The organism is Micromonospora sp. NPDC002389 (assembly GCF_040296095.1).
Classification (GTDB): domain Bacteria; phylum Actinomycetota; class Actinomycetes; order Mycobacteriales; family Micromonosporaceae; genus Micromonospora.
The window spans coordinates 327,807-344,768 of sequence record NZ_JBEOWP010000007.1 but is presented as its reverse complement, the minus strand read 5'-3'; the positions used below and the strand labels follow the sequence as shown (position 1 = coordinate 344,768).

Genomic DNA, 16,962 nt, shown 5'->3' with positions numbered 1-16,962 from the left:
GTTACCGCACCCGCTGTCCGGCGCGCAGGACGGCGGCGACGCGCCGCAGCGCACCGGGCTCGACGGTCGGGTCCCCGTGCACCGCGAGCAGGTCGGCGTCGTACCCCGGTGCGATCCGGCCGATCCGGTCGGCGAGTCCGCAGACCTGTGCGGCCCCGGAGGTCACCGCCCGCAGCGCGGCCGTGGGCGGGACGCCGAGACCCACCATCGCCTCGACCCCGTACGCCAGCGACCCGTGCGGCTTGCCCGGCCCGCAGCCGGCGTCGCTGGCACACGCGACGGGGACACCGGAACCGGCCACCCGGCGCAGGGCCGAGTGCACCGCCGCCCGGCGCGGGTCGCCCCCGCCGCCACCGGGTCCGGCGGTGCCGAGGGTGAGCGTGATCCGGGTCCCGGCCGCCGCCATCCGGGCCAGCAGCGGCGGGTCGGCGCGCACGCCGTCGGCGGTGACGAAGGTGCAGTGTTCGATGCCGTCGAAGCCGGCCGTGACCGCGGCGGCGATGCCGTCGGCGGCGTGGCAGTGCCCGGTGACCGGCAGCCCGTACCGGTGTGCCTCCCGCACGATCGCGGCCAACTCCACCGGCCCGAACTGCATCTCGTGCGGCAGCGAACCCGGGGTGAGCTGGCCACCGGTCACCACGACCTTCACCACGTCGACCCCGCGTTCGGCCCGCTGCCGCACCGCGGCGCGGATCGCGTCGACGCCGTCGACCTCGCCGCCGAGGAACCAGCAGTGCCCGCCGTACGACGTGATCGGTGGTCCGGCGACGAGCAGCCGGGGCCCCCGGTGCGGCGTCTCGGCGGTCTCGGCCCGGACCCGGAGCCCCAGGTAACCCCGGTCGCCGAGGTCACGCGCGGTGGTGACACCGGCGTCGAGCGTCGCCGTGGCGGCGGTCCGCATCCGGGTCAGCAGGGTGTCGTCGTCGGCGACGGCGAGACTGCCCATGGTGTCCGGTGTCGCGTCGAAGGCCAGGTGGACGTGGGCGTCGACGAGTCCGGGCAGCAGGGTCGTGTCGCCCAGGTCGACCAGCTCGGCGCCGGGTGGCGGCGGGCCGTCCAGGACCGCCTCGATCACGCCGCCGGAGAGGAGCACGGTGGGCCGCGCCATCGGCACCGGGCGGACCCCGTCGAACAGTCGCCGTGCCCGTAGCGCGAGCATGTGCCTCCTCCGCGTGCCGCCGGTCGTTGCCGGGGCAGCGTGTCAGCTCGCGCTAGAGGCTCGCCGGAGCCCGGCGCTCACCTGCCGGACGTGCGCCTGCAGACGGACCGAGGCGGCGGCCCGGGCCGCACCGGCCGCCTGCCGGACGTTCTCGCGCGCCTCCCGGTGGTGGCCGTGTCGCTGGGCCAGCACGGCCAGCCCGGTCAGCGCCTCGCATCGCGCCTGCGGGTGGCCGATGCGCTCGGCCTCGCGCAACGCGATCCGGTACTCCGGCTCCGCCAGATCCGTCCGGCCCTCGTCCTGGTGCAACGCGGCCAGCAGGTTGCGGGCGTTGACCAGCAGCGCCACATACCCGCCCTCCTCGGCGAAGGCCATCGCCCGGCCGACGTGCCGGTGTGCCCGGTCCCGGTGCCCGGTGGCCCGACCGACCCGGGCCAGGCCGTAGGAGGCGAGCGCCACGGAGTGAGCCGACCGGGCGAACCGCCCGAGCCGCAACGCCTCCCGCAGCCACCGGACCGCCTCCCGGTGCGCGCCCATGTCGCCGCAGACCGTGCCGAGCCGGGCCAGAATCTCCGGCTGGGCCGAGCAGGAACCGAGGCGGTCGCCGATGCGCGCCGCCGCCATCAGGTGTCGGCGGGCCAGCCGCAGGTCACCGCGCCCGTGGTGGGCCATCCCGAGGTGCAGCAGGCAGCGCGCCTGCGCCTGGCGCAGGCCGAGTCGCCGGCACAGCCGCAGGCCACGGTGGAGCAGTCGGATGGCCTCGTCGAACCGTTTCCGGGGGCGCTGGAGCCGGTGCATGGCCAGCGCGGTGACCGCGACGATCTCCAGTGGGGCCGGCCCGTGCCGGTGCAACCGGTCGCGGGCGTGCCGCAGGTGCGGCTCGGCGGCGGCCAGGTCGTGCAGGCCCTGCAACGCCAGGCCGAGGTTGAGTCGGGCGATCGCGGCGTGCACCGGCTCGCGGGCCGGGTCGGTCGCGTCGACCGCCGCCTCGGCGGCCAGCCGCCAGTCGGCGTGGTGCCGGTCGGCTCCGCACGGACCACGCAGCGCGTCGGTCAGCCGGACCGCCAGCGGCACCAGACCCGTGGACGCGGCGTGCACCGCGACCGCGACCAGGTTGCGCCGTTCCCGTGCCAGCCAACCACGGGCCGCCCGGCGCCCGCCGAACGTCGACGTCCGGTGGGTGGCGGGCACCCGCACCACGTCCGGGTGGCAGAGCCGCACCGCCTCGTCGGCCGTGCGCAGATACCACTCGCCCAACCGGCGCAGTGCCGCCCGACGGTACGCGGGTGCGTCCTCGGCGCGTCCCCGCTCGGCGGCGTAGCGCGCCATCAGGCTGTGCAGGCGTACCGCACCGTCGCGGGCCTGCTCGACGAGTTGGGCGCGGACCAGCTCGTCCAGCCCCTGCGCTGCGGTGGCGACCGGCAGACCGGCCAGCTCCGCGACGGTCTCGGCGCGGTGCGACACTCCCGGCACGAGCGCCAACAGCCGGAAGATCCGCCGGGTACGCGCCGGCAGCGCGGTGTACGCGAGATGGAACGCGGTCCGTACCGCCGCGCGCCGGCTGCCGGGCAGACTCAGCGCGTCGAGCGGATTGGCGCCGAGCAACTCGACGAACTCGCCGATGCCCTGGGTCGGATGGGTGGCGAGGTGGGCCCCGGCGATCCGTAGCGCCAACGGCAACCGGTCACAGTGGGCGACGAGCGCGTCCAACGCCGCGCGTTCCCGCTCGACCCGGTCCGGGCCGATCATGACGGTCAGCAGCGTCGTCGCCTCGGTGGGGGAGAGCACGTCGAGGGAGACGACCCGCACGCCGGGACACGAGGCGAGGGCCTCCGGTCGACCACGGTGCGTGACGAGAACCGCGCAGTCGGCGGCGAGCGGGAACAGACCGCGCAGCGCCGAGGCGTCGTGCAGGTCGTCGATGACGATGAGCACCCGACGGCCGGCGAGGCGGCGCTGCAACGCGCGAGCACCGGCGGCGGGGGTGGCCGGTGGACGGTCCTCCCCGGCGGCGGTCAGCAGCTCGGCGAGGAACTGCGGCCAGTCACGCCCGTCGCCGTCCGGCTCGCTCGCGTGCACGTACCACTGGCCGTCGGGGAACCGGTCCCGCAGGCGGTGTGCGGTGCGGACCGCCAGCGCCGACTTGCCGACGCCGGGTGCCCCGGTCAGGCAGACCACCGGTGGGCCGTCCGGCGTCGACCGCAGCGCCGCGTCCAGCTCCGCCAGGAGATCGGCCCGACCGGTGAAGTCGGCGACGTCCGGCGGCAGTTGGCACTGTGCCCGCCAACCGGTGCGGGCGGCCACCACGGGACGGTCGGCCCGACTCTGCGGGGTCCGGGGTCGCGCGGTGTCGCCGGTCTCGGCGAGCAGCCGACGGTACCGCTGCCGCAGCTCCAGGCCGGGCGTCGCGCCGAACTCCTCGCGCAGCCGGTCCCGGGCCCGGTGGTACGCGGCGAGCGCGGCAGCCCGGTCACCGCTGCCGGCGAGCGCCTCCATGAGCTGTGCCCACAGGCGTTCCCGCTGCGGGTGGGCGACGACGGCGGTGCGGAGTTCCCCGACGACCTCGGCGTGCCGGCCCAGGGCCAGTTCGAGTTCGAAGCGCCGTTCCGTCAGGTGCAGCAGGTCCGCCACCAGGCCGGTGACCACCTCCTGCCGGATGCGTACCGACGGCACCAGGGCGAGCGGTTCCCCGCGCCACTCGGCCAGCGCCTGCCGTACCCAGTGCACTTCGGCGTCCGGCCGTCCGGCCCGTCGTGCCTCCCGGGCCCGGGTCGCCGCCTCGCGGTAGCGGTGCAGGTCCAGTGATCCGGGCGGCACGACGATGCGGTACGCGCCGGGCCGGGTCTCGATCGGCGCGGGCACCTCGGGGCGGATCCCGGCGAACAGGGACCGCAGCCGGGAGAGGTGCACGTGGAGGGCGGCCCGGGGGTTCTCCGGCGGCCGGTCGTGCCACGCCGCGCCGACCAGTTCCGGCGCGCCGACCCAGGTGTTCGCCCGCAGCAGCAGCGCCGCGAGGAAGACGCGTTGCTTCGGGGCGGTGACCGGCACCGGGTGGCCGGAGAGCATCGCGACCAGGGGTCCCAGGACCCGGTACTCGTCGTCGGCGGTCTGCCCGGTTCCGGCTGTCGCGGTCACGCGGCCTCCTGGACGGTGGGCCTCTTATCGTCGCGCCTCGATGTTTCCGGACGGGAAATGCGTGCCGGTCACATCCGTCATGTGGGTTGCAGGGTGGCGAGCGCCGACCGTCGGGGCACATCCCGTGGACGCAGACCGCACGCCTGGGCCAACAGCGCGTACGAGCGCACCCGTGCCTGGTGGTCGTGGATCGTGGAGAGGACGACGAACTCGTCCACGCCCACCGCCTCGCTCATCGCGGCGAGCTGTCGCGCTACCTCGTCGGGGGAGTCGACCAGGTAGCGCGGCCACTCGGTGCGCTCGGTCAGCAGGTCCTCGCCGAGGCCGGGCAACTGGGCGAGTGCCACCTCGGCGGGCGGCACCGGCCGCAGGTCGCCACGGGACATCCGGTGGCGGAACAGGCGCTGGCTGGCGAAGACGTGCTCCGCCTCCGCGCGCGTCGGTGCACAGTAGACGCCGATGCCGACCATCACCCGAGGGGTGCCGCCGGTGCGCGGGTCGAAATGCCGACGGTAGGTCTGCACCGCCTCGGTGACCAGCTCCGGGCGGCCGAAGTGTGCGAACGAGTACGGCAGCCCTAGTCGACCGGCCAGGGCCGCGCTCGGTGGACTGGCGCCGAGCAGCCACACCTGGGGTGTGCCGTCCACCGACGGCATGATGCCGCCCTGGTCACCGGGGACGCCCAGGAAGGCCCGCACCGCGTCGACCTGCTCGCCGAAGGCGTCGTCGGAGGAGGTGTAGAGGTGCGGGTTGAGCAGCCGGGCGTCGCGGGAGCTGGCCCCGGCACCACGCCCGATGCCGAGGTCGACGCGGCCCGGCGCGAGAGCCTGGAGCACCCGGAAGGTCTCGGCGACCTTGAACGGGCTGTAGTACGGCAGCAGCACCCCGCCGCTGCCGATGCGTATCCCGCTCGTCTCGCCGCTGAGCCGGGCCACCATGACCTCGGGGGCGGGGCTCGCGAACGACGGCGTGGCGTGGTGCTCGGCGAGCCAGTAGCGGTGATAGCCGAGCGCGTCGGCCGCGCGGGCCAGGTCGAGAGTGTGGTGCAGGGCCTGGGTCGGGGTGGACCCCTCGGGGATCATCGACTGGTCGAGGATCGACAGCTGCACGGGTGCTCCCTGCGGGTCAGGCGTCGGCGGGCAGGCCGACGGGGCGGGTGAGCCGCGCGACGACGGAGGCCAGGCGCTCGTCGAAGGCGGCGGCGTCCAGGGCGGTGGCCAGCTCCGCCCGGCATGCCTGTGCGGCCAGGGCGTGCCGTTCCAGGCCGGGCTCGGTGATCTGGCAGTAGACCCCACGGCGGTCGTGTGCGCAGCTCACCCGGGCCGCGAGTTGCTTGGCGGTCAGGCGGGTGACCAGGCGGCTCATCGAGGACTGGTCGAGGGCGACCGCGTCGCTGAGGTCCTGGATGCGCATGCCCCGAGGGTTGCCCCGGGTCAGTTCGTCGAGCACGAGCAGCTCGGTGAGGGTCAGGTCGAAGTCGCGGGTGAGCCGCCGGTCCAGCGTCTGCCCGAGTCGGCCGGTGAGGACGGTCAGCTGCCGCCACAGGGCGAGCAGGTCGGGCTGTCCGTCGCGTCGCTCCGCCATCGCGCCCCCTTCGTCTGCTGACGCCCTACCCTACATGTCGCTGCTCATTCAATGTAACAGCATCTTTTATTCGCGTCAGATGACGAGTCCAGGCAGGGAAACACGCGCGGCAGGCGCTTGTGTGCGACAAAATGTGTGTGCACATGCATGTAGTATCCCTGCGTCAATCCCCGATCACCCGGCTCGGAGGTCCACATCATGTCCAGTGACACGCCGTCCCTGGCCGCAACCGACGGGGCCGCATCGCGGCGGGCACCCGACGACGCGCCAGATCCCACCGGCCCGGCCGTCGACGACCGCCTCGATCCGGCGTTCCTCAAGATGGCCGGCGTCCTGCTGCTGGCCCTGCTCATGGCGCTCCTCGACGAGACGATCGTCAACGTCGCGGTGCCCCGCCTGACCGCCGTCTTCGACGCGCCCCTGTCGACCATCCAGTGGGTCACCGCCGTCTACCTGCTCGCCGTCGCGATGGCCACCCCGGTCGCCGGATGGGGAGTGGACCGGTTCGGCGGCCGACGAGTGTGGATCTTCGCCGTCGTGCTGTTCACCCTCGGCTCCCTGCTGTCCGGCCTGGCCTGGTCCGCCGAGAGCCTGATCGCGTTCCGCGTGGTCCAGGGCCTCGGCGGAGGCATGATCTTCCCGGTCGTGCAGGCGCTGATCGCCCGGGCCGCCGGCCCTGCCCGGGTCACCAAGGCGATGGGCCTCATCTCGATCCCGCTCACCGTCGGCCCGGTGCTCGGCCCGATCCTGGGCGGCTTCTTCGTCGACGACATCAGCTGGCGGTGGATGTTCTTCATCAACCTGCCGGTCGGCGTGGTCGCGCTGGTGCTCGCGCTGCGTGTGCTGCCCGCCGACGGTCCCACCGGGGACGCCGCCGCACCGAAGCTGGACCTGCTCGGCCTGGCCCTGCTCTCGCCCGGTTTCGCCGCGCTGATCTACGGCCTCGTCACCGCCGCGCACCGTGGCGACTTCGGCGACGGGCGGGCGGTCACCGCGTTCGTGGTCGGCGCGGCCCTGCTCGTGGCGTACGTGCTGCACTCCCTGCGCACCGCCGCGCCGCTGATCGACGTACGGCTGTTCCAGCGGCGCGGGTTCACCATGTCGGTGGTCACCATGCTGCTCGTCGGCGCGGTCGCCAACGCGCTGCTGTTCCTCACGCCGCTCTACTACCAGCAGGCACGCGGGTTCGGGGCGTTGCATGCCGGCCTGCTGATGGTCCCCTCCGGCATCCTCGGCGCCGCTGGTGCCATCGCCGTCGGCAAGGCCGGGGCCCGCCTGACCGCGCGGGCCACCGCACCGATCGGCATGCTGCTCGCCGCCCTCGCCGCGCTGGTGCTCTCCGGCGTCGGCCCCGACACGTCGCAGACGCTAACCGCCGTCGCGTTCGGCGTCGGCGGGTTCGGCATCGGGTTCACGGTGCCGGGCGTGATGGCGTTCATGTACCTCGCCGTCGGTGCCGCCGATGCGCCCCGGGCCACCAGCGCGCTGTTCATCCTCAACCAGATCGGCGGGTCGCTGGGCATCGCCGTGGTGGCGGTGGCCCTCCAGGACCGCCTCGCCGCCGCCGGCACCTTCGCGCCCGACGCGTACGGCCGGACGTACTGGTTCGTGGTCGGGTTCGCGCTCGTGGCCGGTCTGGCCGCGGCGTTCGTGCCCGGGCCGCTGCGCGCGCCCCGACAACCCGCGTGACGCTGGGGGCGTCCTCGACCCGGCCGCGAGTGCCTGCGGCTAGAACCGGCGGTGGCGGCACCGCGCCGCCGGTCGACGGAAGGGGAGCCCCCGCATGCGCGTCATCCGTTACTCCGAGCACGGCGGTCCCGAGGTGCTGACCGTCGACAAGGTGCCGGTGCCGGAGCCCGGCGAGGGTCAGTTGCGCGTCCGGGTCGAGGCGGTGGGCGTCAACTTCATCGAGACCCAGCTACGCTCCGGCACCGCGCCGTTCCCGTCACCGGTGCCCAGCGCCCCGCGCGGGGACGTGGTGGGCCGGGTGGAGGCGGTCGGACCCGGCGAGCACCGCTTCGCGGTCGGTGACCGGCTGGCCGCCTGGGGTGTGGCCGACGCGTACGCCGACCAGGTCCTCGTCACCGACGGGCAGGCCGTCGCCGTACCCGACGACGTGTCGCCGCCGGTCGCCACCGCGCTCGCCTCGACCGCCCAGGTCGCCGCGAACGTGCTCAGCGTCGGCCGGCTCGCCCCCGGCGAGTCGGTGCTCGTGCACGCCGCCGCCGGGGCGATCGGACACCTGGTCACCCAGTTGGCGAAGCTGCGCGGCGCCGGGACCGTGATCGGCACGGTCGGCTCGCCGGAGAAGGCGGCGTTCGTCCGCGACCACGGTGCCGATGTCGTGGTCGACTACACCGCACCCGACTGGGCCGAGCAGGTGCGGGCGGCGACCGGCGGCACCGGGGTGGACGTGGTCCTGGACAGCGTCGAAGGACCGGTCTTCGCGCCCAGCCTCGCGCTGCTGAAACCGCTCGGCCGCCTGGTCTACTACGGATTCGCGGGCGCCGACGGCGACGTGGCGCGGGTCGCCCTGACCGACCTGCTGGGTCTCAAGAGCATCGTGGGCACCGCGTTCGACGCCTGGCTCGCCGCCGCGCCCGAGGAGGCGGAACGCAATCAGCGGGAACTGACCGAACTCGTCCGCGACGGTCGGCTGCGGGTGGCGGTGCACGCGGTCCTGCCCCTGGAGGAGGCGGCGCAGGCCCACCGGCTCATCGAGGACCGCCGCCAGCTCGGCCGCGTGGTGCTGGTCCCGTGACCGCCGTCGAACACCGGCCGCTGCTGGTGGTCGGTGCCGGCCCGGCCGGTCTGAGCACCGCGATCTTCGCGAGCCTGCACGGGGTACGCCCGCTGGTCGTGGAGCGCCGCGCCGGTACGTCGACCGGGGTCAAGGCCACCGGCCAGTATCCGCACACCATGGAGGCGTTGCGGGTGGCCGGTCTGGTGGACCGGATCCGTGACCTGAGCCGGCCGGACCGCACCGAGTTCTCCATGGTGCTCGCGCCCCGGCTGGGTGGGCCGGTCACCCGGACGCTGGTCAGCGGCCGGGAGCTGACCATGCGACACGTGTCGCCCGAGGACTGGGGGACGGCCAGCCAGTCCGGTGCGGAGGCGGCCCTCGCCGAGCGGGCGCGAGGGCTCGGTGCCGAGGTGCGCTTCGGCACCCGGCTGCTCGGGTTCGCGCAGGACGAGGACGGTGTCACCGCGTTCCTGGAGGAGACCGAGACCGGTACGCGCCATCGGGTGCGGGCGTCGTACCTGGTCGCGGCCGACGGGTGGCGCAGCCCGGTGCGGGAGTCGCTCGGCGTACCCCTGCGTGGCCGGGGCGTGGTGGGGCAGGTCCTGCGGGTGCTGTTCAAGGCCGACCTCAGCGAGCCGCTGGCGCACACGCCCGGTGCCGCCGACGGCTCCCGGTTCGCGGCCTTCCACGTCGACCGGGCGGTGCTGTTCAACACCGAGATCCCCGGCCTGTACGGCTACTTCCGCAACCTCACCCCGGAGCTGCCGGAGGGCTGGCACCGGTCCCGGGAGGCGATCGCCCGGCAGATCACCGTCGACCTGGGACTCGACCCGGACCTGCCGATGGACATCACCGAGTACGGCGAGACTTCCATCGCCTGCGCCGTCGCCGAACGGTTCCAGGTGGAACGGGTGCTGCTGGCCGGCGACGCCGCCCACGTGATGCCGCCGACCGGCGGGCTGGGCGGCAACACGGCGATCATGGACGGGTGGTACCTGGGCTGGCGGCTCGCCGCCGTGATCCAGGGCTGGGCGGGGCCCGACCTGTTGTCGACGTACCAGGCCGAGCGGGGGCCGTACGCCCGGCTGCTCGTCGAGCAGCAGTTCGCCAACCTGGTCGAACGGATCGCGCCGGAGCTGCGCGACGACGAGGTGCCCGCCCCGCTGCCACCGGCCGTGCTCACCTTCGGCTACCGGTACCCGGCCGGTGCGGTCCTGCTCGAACCCGGCGACGACGGCGCGCTCGTGGAGGACCCGACCACGGCCACCGGCCGGCCCGGATCACGGGGGCCCTTCCTGCCGCTCACCGGCCCGGACGGCGCCGACACCTCCACCACGGCGTTGTTCGGCACGGGTTTCGTGCTGCTGACCGGGTCGGCGGGAACCGCCTGGGCTGAACCGGCCACGCGGGTCGCCGAGCGGCTCGGCGTGCCCCTGGTCGTGCACACGATCGGCCCGACGGGGGAGTACGCCGACCGGGACGGCCGGTTCGGCGCCCGCTACGGCATCGAGCCCGACGGCGCCACACTGGTGCGGCCGGACCGGTTCGTGGCCTGGCGATCGGTCGGTCCGCTGCCCGATCCCGAGACGCGGCTGGAGCAGGTGCTACGGACCCTGTTGCGTCGATGAGACCGCGGTGGCGGCCGGAGGCTCCCCGGTCCCGTGGTGTCGGGAGGCGTCCGGGTCGCCGCCCCACGCCTGCGGCGCGAACGGTCGGGCACCGTGCAGCGCCACCAGCTCCGGCACGATCGTGTCGCCGACGGTCAGCACCGCGCACCGGGAGGTGCCCGGCAGCAGGTCGTGCACCTGCTCGGCGTCGCGGACGTCGTCGAGCACCAGCAGCACGCGCCGGTCGGCGAGCCGGGCCCGGTACGCGGTGACCAGTTCCCGGCGGCGCAGCGGCATCGCGTCGGCGGCCACACCGGAGCGGCGCAGCAGCTCGGCGAGCACCTCGACCGGGTCACGCGGGCGACCGGCGGGGTCGGTCAGCCGTACGTACCACTGCCCGTCCGGGAACGCCGCGCGCAGCCTGCGGGCCAGCGCCGCCACGTCTGCGGTGCGGTCCGGGCCGGGCGGACCGGCGAGACACACCAGGGGCAGCGCAGTGCCGGCGTCCCGGCCGGCCAGCGCGGCGGCGACGGCCGGCCAGCCGGGTCCGCGCGGCTGTCGGTCGGCGTCGACCGGCGGCAGGTCGGTGCGGGTGTGCCAGCCGTCCCCGGCGACCCGCCGGTACACCGCCTCCAGCTCCGGCCCGGGTGTCAGGCCCAGCCGGGTCCGCAGTGTCGCGCGGGCCCGCTCGTACGCGGCCAGGGCCGCCGCCCGGTCACCGGCGCGTTGCAGGGCGGTCACCAGCAGGCACCACAGCCGTTCGCACACCGGGTACGCGACGACCAGGTCCCGCAACTCGGTCACCAGCTCGCTGGCCGGACGGGTGGCCAGCTCCAGTTCGTAGCGCCGTTCGAGCAGCCGTAACCGCTCCTCGACCAGCACCGGGGTGACCTCCTCGGCGAGCGACGGCACCACCGCGAGGGACGCCACTGTGGCCGGTCGCGCCGGATCTGCGTGCCACTGCGCCAACGCGGCCCGGACGTGGGCGAGTTCCCCGGCCGGGTCGTCGCCACGTCGGGCCTGCTCCGCCCGGCGGGCGGAGGTGCGGAACCGGTGCAGGTCCACGGTCTCCGGTGGGGTACGCAACGCGTAGCCGCCGCCGAGGGAACGCACCCGGGGGCGGGGCGAGGTCGTCGGCGCACCGGGGCGGTCGCCGAGCACCGCGCGCAGCCGGGCCACGTGCACGTGCAGCGCGGCGGCGGGTCGGGCCGGTGGGCGGTCACCCCACAACCGGGGGTAGAGCTCGTCCAGCGACACCTCCTCGTTGACCCGCATCAGCAGGGTCACCAGGAGGGCCTGTTGCTTCGGGGCGCCGATGAGCAGCGGTCGCCCGTCGATCGTGACCTGCAGCGGCCCGAGAATGCGAAAGTCGGTCACCGAGTCCCCCGTCGAGCGGCGGAATGCACGCACAGTGTCAGGGCGACTACCGTCGCCCGCCTCGGACATCGTGCTCGGGTCGGGCGGCACCGGCAACGCGTATCCCAGTGACGCCCATCTCACCGGCGACCCTCCACCAGGACTCCAGCACCCGCCGGTACGAAGGGCGGGAACCCGTCGTACCGGTGGAGGTCGATGTGAAAGCACTGGTCACGTCCGTGGACGAGCCCGACGGGCTCCGCCTGGAGTCCGTACCCGAGCCGCGTCCGGCGCCCGGCGAGGCGCTCGTCGAGGTGCACGCCGTCGCGGTGAACCGCGCGGACCTCCTGCTCGCCGCCCGGCAACCGCCCGGCGCCCGGCTCGGGCTGGACGTCGCCGGCACGGTGGTCCGCGCCGCCGACGACGGCACCGGGCCACCGATCGGCACACCCGTCGCGGGCGTGGCGGCGTCGACCGGATGGGCGCAGCTCGCGGCCGTGCGGACCGACCGGCTCGCGGCCATACCGCCCGGGGTGGAACCGGCCGTCGCGGCGGCGGTGCCGGTGGCCGGTCTGACCGCCCTGTACGCGCTGCGGCGCGCCGGGTGGCTGCTGGGTCGCTCGGTGCTGGTCACCGGTGCCAGCGGTGGCGTCGGCGGCTTCGTGGCCGACCTGGCGGCGGCCGGCGGCGCCACCGTCCTCGGTTGGGTGGGCACCCCGGAACGCGGCCGGCACCTGACCGAGCGGGGCCACCGCGTGCACGCCGACTACGCGACACCGCCGCAGGAGCCGGTCGACGTCGTCGTGGACAGCGTCGGCGGGACGGTGTTCCGGGAGGCGTTCGTGCGGTTGCGCCGGGGCGGGGTGGCGGTGGTGTTCGGCAACACCGTGCGCGCCGAGCTGGTCCTGCCCCCGGACTGGGGTCACGCCCGCGCCGGGGTACGCCTGGAGCACCTGTTCCTGCTCGACGAGCTGGAACGGCACCGGGCCGACGAGGACCTGGCGACGCTGTTCGGGCTCGTGGTGGACGGGCGGCTGCGTCCGCACGTCGGGCTGCACGCGGACTGGACCGACGCCGCCACGGCGGTGCGGGCCCTGCTGGAGCGCCGGGTCACCGGCCGCGTCGTACTCACCCTGTGATCGACGATCGAGGAGGACAACGGAGATGACGACACCGAAGCGTCCCGGTGCGGCGCTGGTGACCGGCGGTACGAGCGGGATCGGGCTGGCCGTGGTGGAGACGCTGGCCGAGCAGGGCTTCCCCGTCTATTTCTGTGCCCGCGACGCGGCACAGGTGGCCACGGTCGTCGACAAGCTGCGCGGGCGTGGCCTGGAGGTCGACGGGGTCGCGGCCGACGTGCGGTCCCCGGACGACGTGGTCCGGCTGGTCGCCGCTGCGGTGCAGCGGTTCGGACCGGTGACGGTGCTGGTGAACAACGCCGGCCGGTCCGGTGGCGGGGTGACCGCCGAGCTGGACGACGCGCTCTGGGAGGACGTACTCGCCACCAATCTCACCTCGGTGTTCCGGGTGACCCGCGAGGTGCTGCGCGCCGGTGGCATGCGCGAGGCCGGTTGGGGCCGCATCGTCAACATCGCCTCGACCGCCGGCAAGCAGGGCGTCGCGCTCGCGGCGCCGTACACCGCCTCCAAGCACGGGGTGGTCGGCTTCACCAAGGCGGTCGGGTTCGAGCTGGCCGGCACCGGCGTCACGGTCAACGCGGTGTGCCCCGGGTACGTGGAGACGCCGATGGCGGTCCGGGTGCGCCAGGGGTACGCGGCACACTGGCAGACCACCGAGGACGCGGTGCGTCAACGGTTCGAGGCGAAGATCCCGCTGGGCCGGTACTCGACGCCCGAGGAGGTCGCCGGGCTGGTCGGCTACCTGGTGACCGACACGGCCGCCTCGCTGACCGGGCAGGCGCTCAACGTCTGCGGCGGTCTCGGGAACTACTGACACAGGCGACGGCCGCCGGAGCGCGCTCCGGCGGCCGTCGGACTCGGTGGATCAACCGGTGACGCGGTCGGCCTCGTACTGGAAGACCGGCTCGGTCAGGTGCGGTTCGCCCTTGATGATGCCGGTCAACCGGTCCAGCCGGGTCCGGAACTCCGGCTCGTGCAGCGCGGTGCGGAAGGACTCCTCGTCGGTCCACTCGGCGATGTTGTAGTACGTCGACGGATCCTTCTGTGACCGGCTCAGCACGTACCGGATCAGGCCCGGTCGGGTCTGCATGTACTCGGCCACGCTGGCGTAGTGGCGTTCGAGGTCCTCGGCGGCGCCGATCAGCGTGAGCTTGTTGACGAATACGACCATGACGCGGTGTTCCCTTCCGTGTCGTCGATGCGCGGGTAGTCGAGATAGCCCCGGCGACCGCCCTGATAGAAGGTCGTCGGGTCCGGCGGGTTGAACGGGCTGCCATCGGCCAGACGGCGGGGCAGGTCGGGGTTGGCGAGGAACTGCTTGCCGAAGGCGAGCGCGTCGAACCCGGCGGCCAGCGCGTCGGCCACCGCGGCCCGGGTGGCCTCCGGCCCGAGGTTGCCGGTGCCGGGGTTGAGCACCACCGCCCCGTCCCAGCGGGCCCGGACGACCCGGGTCAGCTCCGGGTCGGAGCCGTGCACGAGGTGCAGGTACGCCAGGTCGAGCGGGCGCAGCGCCTGGAGCAGGGCGGGGTACACCTCGTCGGCGTCCGGCTCGGTCATGTCGTTGAGTCCGAAGCCGGGCGACAGCCGTAGCCCGACCCGGTCCGCGCCGACCGCCGCGCCGACCGCCTCGACCAGCTCGACGGCGAAGCGCACCCGTCGGTGCGGTGCGCCGCCGTACTTGTCGGTGCGGCGGTTGGTGACCGCCGACAGGAACTGGTGGACCAGGTAGCCGTTGGCGCCGTGCAGCTCCACGCCGTCGAATCCGGCGGCGACGGCCGTCTCGGCGCACCGCACCACGTCCTCGATCGCGTCGGTGATGTCGGTCGGCGACATCTCTCGCGGCTCGGGGTGTTCCTTCGGCCCGTCGAACGTCCGGGCCAGTCCGGCCGCCGGCACCGGTGAGGGGGCCAGCGGCCGGTGACCGTACAGGGCCGGGTGACCGATTCGTCCGGCGTGCATGATCTGGAGCACGATACGGCCGCCGGCCTCGTGGACCGCCCGGGCCACCGCCGTCCACGCCTGGGTCTGCGCGGGGGTGTGCCACTGCACGCTGTACGCGTGGCCGACCGCCCGTGGTGCCGGGTTGGTCGCCTCGCTGACGATGAGCCCGGCGTCGGCCCGCTGGGCGTAGTAGTCGGCCACGTACGGCAGGGGAGTCCCGTCCCGGGTGGCGCGTCCGCGGCCCATCGGGGCCATCACGATCCGGCTGGGCAGCCGCAGGCGACCCAGTCGGACCGGATCGAAGAGCGTCGGCATCGGGGCAACCTCCTCGCTGGGTGGTGCCTGATGCTCGCCCGGGATTCTCAAGGGCCCGTGGAGCCTGGCTACAGGTCGGGCCCGACCTCCGGAGGGCGGGGGCCTGGTGAACAGCCGTACGTATCAGTTGTGTGAACTTGTGTGAACACTTGCGCCGCACTTCATCAGCCGTTCGGCCGGGTCAGGGTGACAATTTCGGGACTTCCGCCGTGAACAAGGGTTGGGGTCTTGTTCACCTCCACCTAATCCGATAGAACACGAGTGGGTCCGCTGCGCGGCCCGTCCGCCTCGTAGTTCTAGGAGGACTACTTCATGGCACGTACACCTGGTGTGGGCCCCTCCTCGCCCGCCATCTCCCGCCGCGGGGTGCTGCAACTGGGCGGCAGTTTCGCGCTCCTGCTCACCACTGGCGCCTGCGCCGCGAACAGCGGCTCGAACTCGGACGACGGAACGTCCGGCGGCCCGACCGCCAGCACGCTGCGGATCGCGGTCTCGAGCTACCTGTCGAGCTGGGATCAGGACTTCGTCGGCTTCGACCTGACCGCGCTGATGCTGTTCAAGAACGTCTTCCCTTACATGATCGACTACGGCGTCACCACCGCCGGTGACAGCCAGATCCTCGACACCCAGAACATCACCCCGACCTTCGCCGAGTCCTTCGAGCCGGACGCCGAGCAGAAGGTGTGGACGTTGAAGCTGCGCCGGGGCGTCACCTTCGCCAGCGGCAACGAGATGACCGCGGCCGACGTGAAGTGGTCCAAGGACCGCGCTTTCGCCGCCCAGGCGAACGTGGCCGGCGTCTACCGCACCATCGGTCTGACCGAAGCCGACCAGGTCAAGGTCGTCGACGACTACACCGTCGAGTTCCACCAGGCGTTCCCGAGCGCGCTGACCCGGCAGATCCAGGCGATCTCGCTGTACGTCTTCGACTCGGAGGAGGCCAAGAAGCACGCCACCGCCGACGACCCGTGGGCCAAGGAGTGGTTCGCCAAGAACGCCCCCACCGGCGGTTACTACAACGTCACCAAGGCCACCCAGGGGCAGGAGATCGAGCTGGCGGCGAACACCGGCTACCCGGGACCGGACGCGCCCAAGACGCCGACCATCCGGATCTCCGTGGTGCCCGCCGCCTCGAACCAGCGGCTGCAACTCCAGGCCGGTGACATCGACGTCGCCCTCGGCGTCAGCCAGCGCGACATCGAGGACCTGCGCAGCACCGACGGGGTCAAGGTGATCTCGGCGGCCAGCAACCGCCAGGTCGCGATCCAGATGTCGGTCACCTCGGCGCCGTTCGACAACGTCGACGTCCGCAAGGCGCTGGCCTACGCGGTGCCGTACGAGCAGATCATCAACAACGTGTACGGCGGCGACGCCCGTGCCGCCAAGAGCCCGGTGCCGCTGGACATGCCCGGGTACGACGAGAGCGGCTACCCGTTCACGCACGACGTGGACCGGGCCCGTGCCGCGCTGAACGCCGCCGGTCGCGCCTCGGTCGAGTCGGAGCTGGTCTTCGAGGCCGACAACGAGGAGCAGCAGCGCATCGCGGTGCAGGTGCAGAGCGAGGCGGCGAAGGCCGGCATCAACCTCAAGCTGACCCCGCTGGACCCGGCCACCCTCGGCGAGCGGCGGACCCGCAAGAACATCCCGCTCCAGCTCACCTCCGGCCAGCTCTGGGTCAACGACGTCGAGTACATGCTCGCGACGAGCTTCGTCAAGGGCGCGAACCTCAACTACTCGAACTACACCAACGCCGAGATCGAGCAGATCTACGAGCGGTCGCACACCACCGTCGACGAGGCGGACCGCACCGCGTTGTGGCAGCGGGTCCAGCAGATCCTCGCCGAGGACGTGCCGTGGGTGGTGATCTGCCAACCCAACTTCAACCTGCCGGTGCGTGAGTCGGTGGCCGGCTGGGTGCAGCCGATGGACGGCCTCGCCCGGCTGCGCTACCTGACCAGGTCGGCCTAGGCGCGGCCGGCTCCC

The 16,962-nt window shown here is 73.6% G+C and carries 13 protein-coding genes; 6 read left to right on the top strand and 7 right to left on the bottom strand.

Translation table 11 applies throughout. From position 1 onward, the window contains the following. Window position 1: 1 nt before the first annotated feature. From ABT008_RS16420 to ABT008_RS16405, 4 genes are all read right to left on the bottom strand, one after another. Window positions 2–1,159 carry an amidohydrolase family protein gene (locus tag ABT008_RS16420; RefSeq protein WP_350697055.1) on the bottom strand — a complete coding sequence of 386 codons (1,158 nt, stop codon included), beginning with the start codon at window positions 1,157–1,159 and terminating at the stop codon, window positions 2–4. Between the two features lie 42 nt (window positions 1,160–1,201). Beyond that, window positions 1,202–4,294, bottom strand: coding sequence for an AfsR/SARP family transcriptional regulator (locus ABT008_RS16415; RefSeq protein ID WP_350697054.1), 3,093 nt, complete (start codon window positions 4,292–4,294; stop codon window positions 1,202–1,204). Between the two features lie 77 nt (window positions 4,295–4,371). Continuing rightward, on the bottom strand, window positions 4,372–5,403 hold the full coding sequence (locus tag ABT008_RS16410; protein ID WP_350697053.1) for an LLM class flavin-dependent oxidoreductase: 1,032 nt from the start codon (window positions 5,401–5,403) through the stop codon (window positions 4,372–4,374). Window positions 5,404–5,419: 16 nt separating this feature from the next. Beyond that, window positions 5,420–5,878, bottom strand: coding sequence for a MarR family winged helix-turn-helix transcriptional regulator (locus ABT008_RS16405; protein ID WP_131053973.1), 459 nt, complete (start codon window positions 5,876–5,878; stop codon window positions 5,420–5,422). Between the two features lie 198 nt (window positions 5,879–6,076). Here ABT008_RS16405 and ABT008_RS16400 point away from each other — a divergent pair, with 198 nt between their 5' ends. From ABT008_RS16400 to ABT008_RS16390, 3 genes are all read left to right on the top strand, one after another. Then, window positions 6,077–7,567 carry a DHA2 family efflux MFS transporter permease subunit gene (locus tag ABT008_RS16400; protein WP_350697052.1) on the top strand — a complete coding sequence of 497 codons (1,491 nt, stop codon included), beginning with the start codon at window positions 6,077–6,079 and terminating at the stop codon, window positions 7,565–7,567. A gap of 94 nt (window positions 7,568–7,661) precedes the next feature. After that, a complete protein-coding gene (locus tag ABT008_RS16395; RefSeq protein ID WP_350697051.1) occupies window positions 7,662–8,639 on the top strand; it encodes a quinone oxidoreductase family protein in 978 nt (325 codons plus the stop codon). Beyond that, entirely contained in the window at window positions 8,636–10,249 is a 1,614-nt protein-coding gene (locus ABT008_RS16390; protein ID WP_350697050.1) for an FAD-dependent oxidoreductase, read from the top strand. The genes ABT008_RS16395 and ABT008_RS16390 overlap by 4 nt, the downstream gene beginning before the upstream one ends. Here ABT008_RS16390 and ABT008_RS16385 read toward each other — a convergent pair. After that, window positions 10,226–11,605, bottom strand: a complete 1,380-nt coding sequence (locus ABT008_RS16385; protein ID WP_350697049.1) for an AfsR/SARP family transcriptional regulator — start codon at window positions 11,603–11,605, stop codon at window positions 10,226–10,228. The two genes, ABT008_RS16390 and ABT008_RS16385, sit on opposite strands and share 24 nt — an antisense overlap. A 197-nt stretch (window positions 11,606–11,802) precedes the next feature. Between ABT008_RS16385 and ABT008_RS16380 the strand changes: the two genes are divergently transcribed. Both ABT008_RS16380 and ABT008_RS16375 read left to right on the top strand, forming a co-directional pair. Then, on the top strand, window positions 11,803–12,723 hold the full coding sequence (locus ABT008_RS16380; RefSeq protein WP_350697048.1) for a zinc-binding dehydrogenase: 921 nt from the start codon (window positions 11,803–11,805) through the stop codon (window positions 12,721–12,723). 25 nt (window positions 12,724–12,748) lie between these two features. Further along, window positions 12,749–13,537, top strand: a complete 789-nt coding sequence (locus tag ABT008_RS16375) for an SDR family NAD(P)-dependent oxidoreductase (RefSeq protein WP_350697047.1) — start codon at window positions 12,749–12,751, stop codon at window positions 13,535–13,537. 51 nt (window positions 13,538–13,588) lie between these two features. Here the strand turns inward: ABT008_RS16375 and ABT008_RS16370 are convergent, their stop codons facing one another. Both ABT008_RS16370 and ABT008_RS16365 read right to left on the bottom strand, forming a co-directional pair. Then, complete coding sequence (locus ABT008_RS16370) at window positions 13,589–13,894, bottom strand: antibiotic biosynthesis monooxygenase family protein (protein ID WP_131054866.1); 306 nt, start codon at window positions 13,892–13,894, stop codon at window positions 13,589–13,591. Further along, window positions 13,864–14,979: an alkene reductase gene (locus ABT008_RS16365; protein ID WP_350697046.1), complete on the bottom strand. Its 1,116-nt coding sequence runs from the start codon at window positions 14,977–14,979 to the stop codon at window positions 13,864–13,866. Before ABT008_RS16365 ends, ABT008_RS16370 begins: the two co-directional genes overlap by 31 nt. Before the next feature lie 312 nt (window positions 14,980–15,291). On the opposite strand from ABT008_RS16365, the gene ABT008_RS16360 reads away from it, so the two are divergent. After that, on the top strand, window positions 15,292–16,947 hold the full coding sequence (locus tag ABT008_RS16360; RefSeq protein WP_350697045.1) for an ABC transporter substrate-binding protein: 1,656 nt from the start codon (window positions 15,292–15,294) through the stop codon (window positions 16,945–16,947). The last annotated feature ends 15 nt before the right edge of the window (window positions 16,948–16,962 follow it).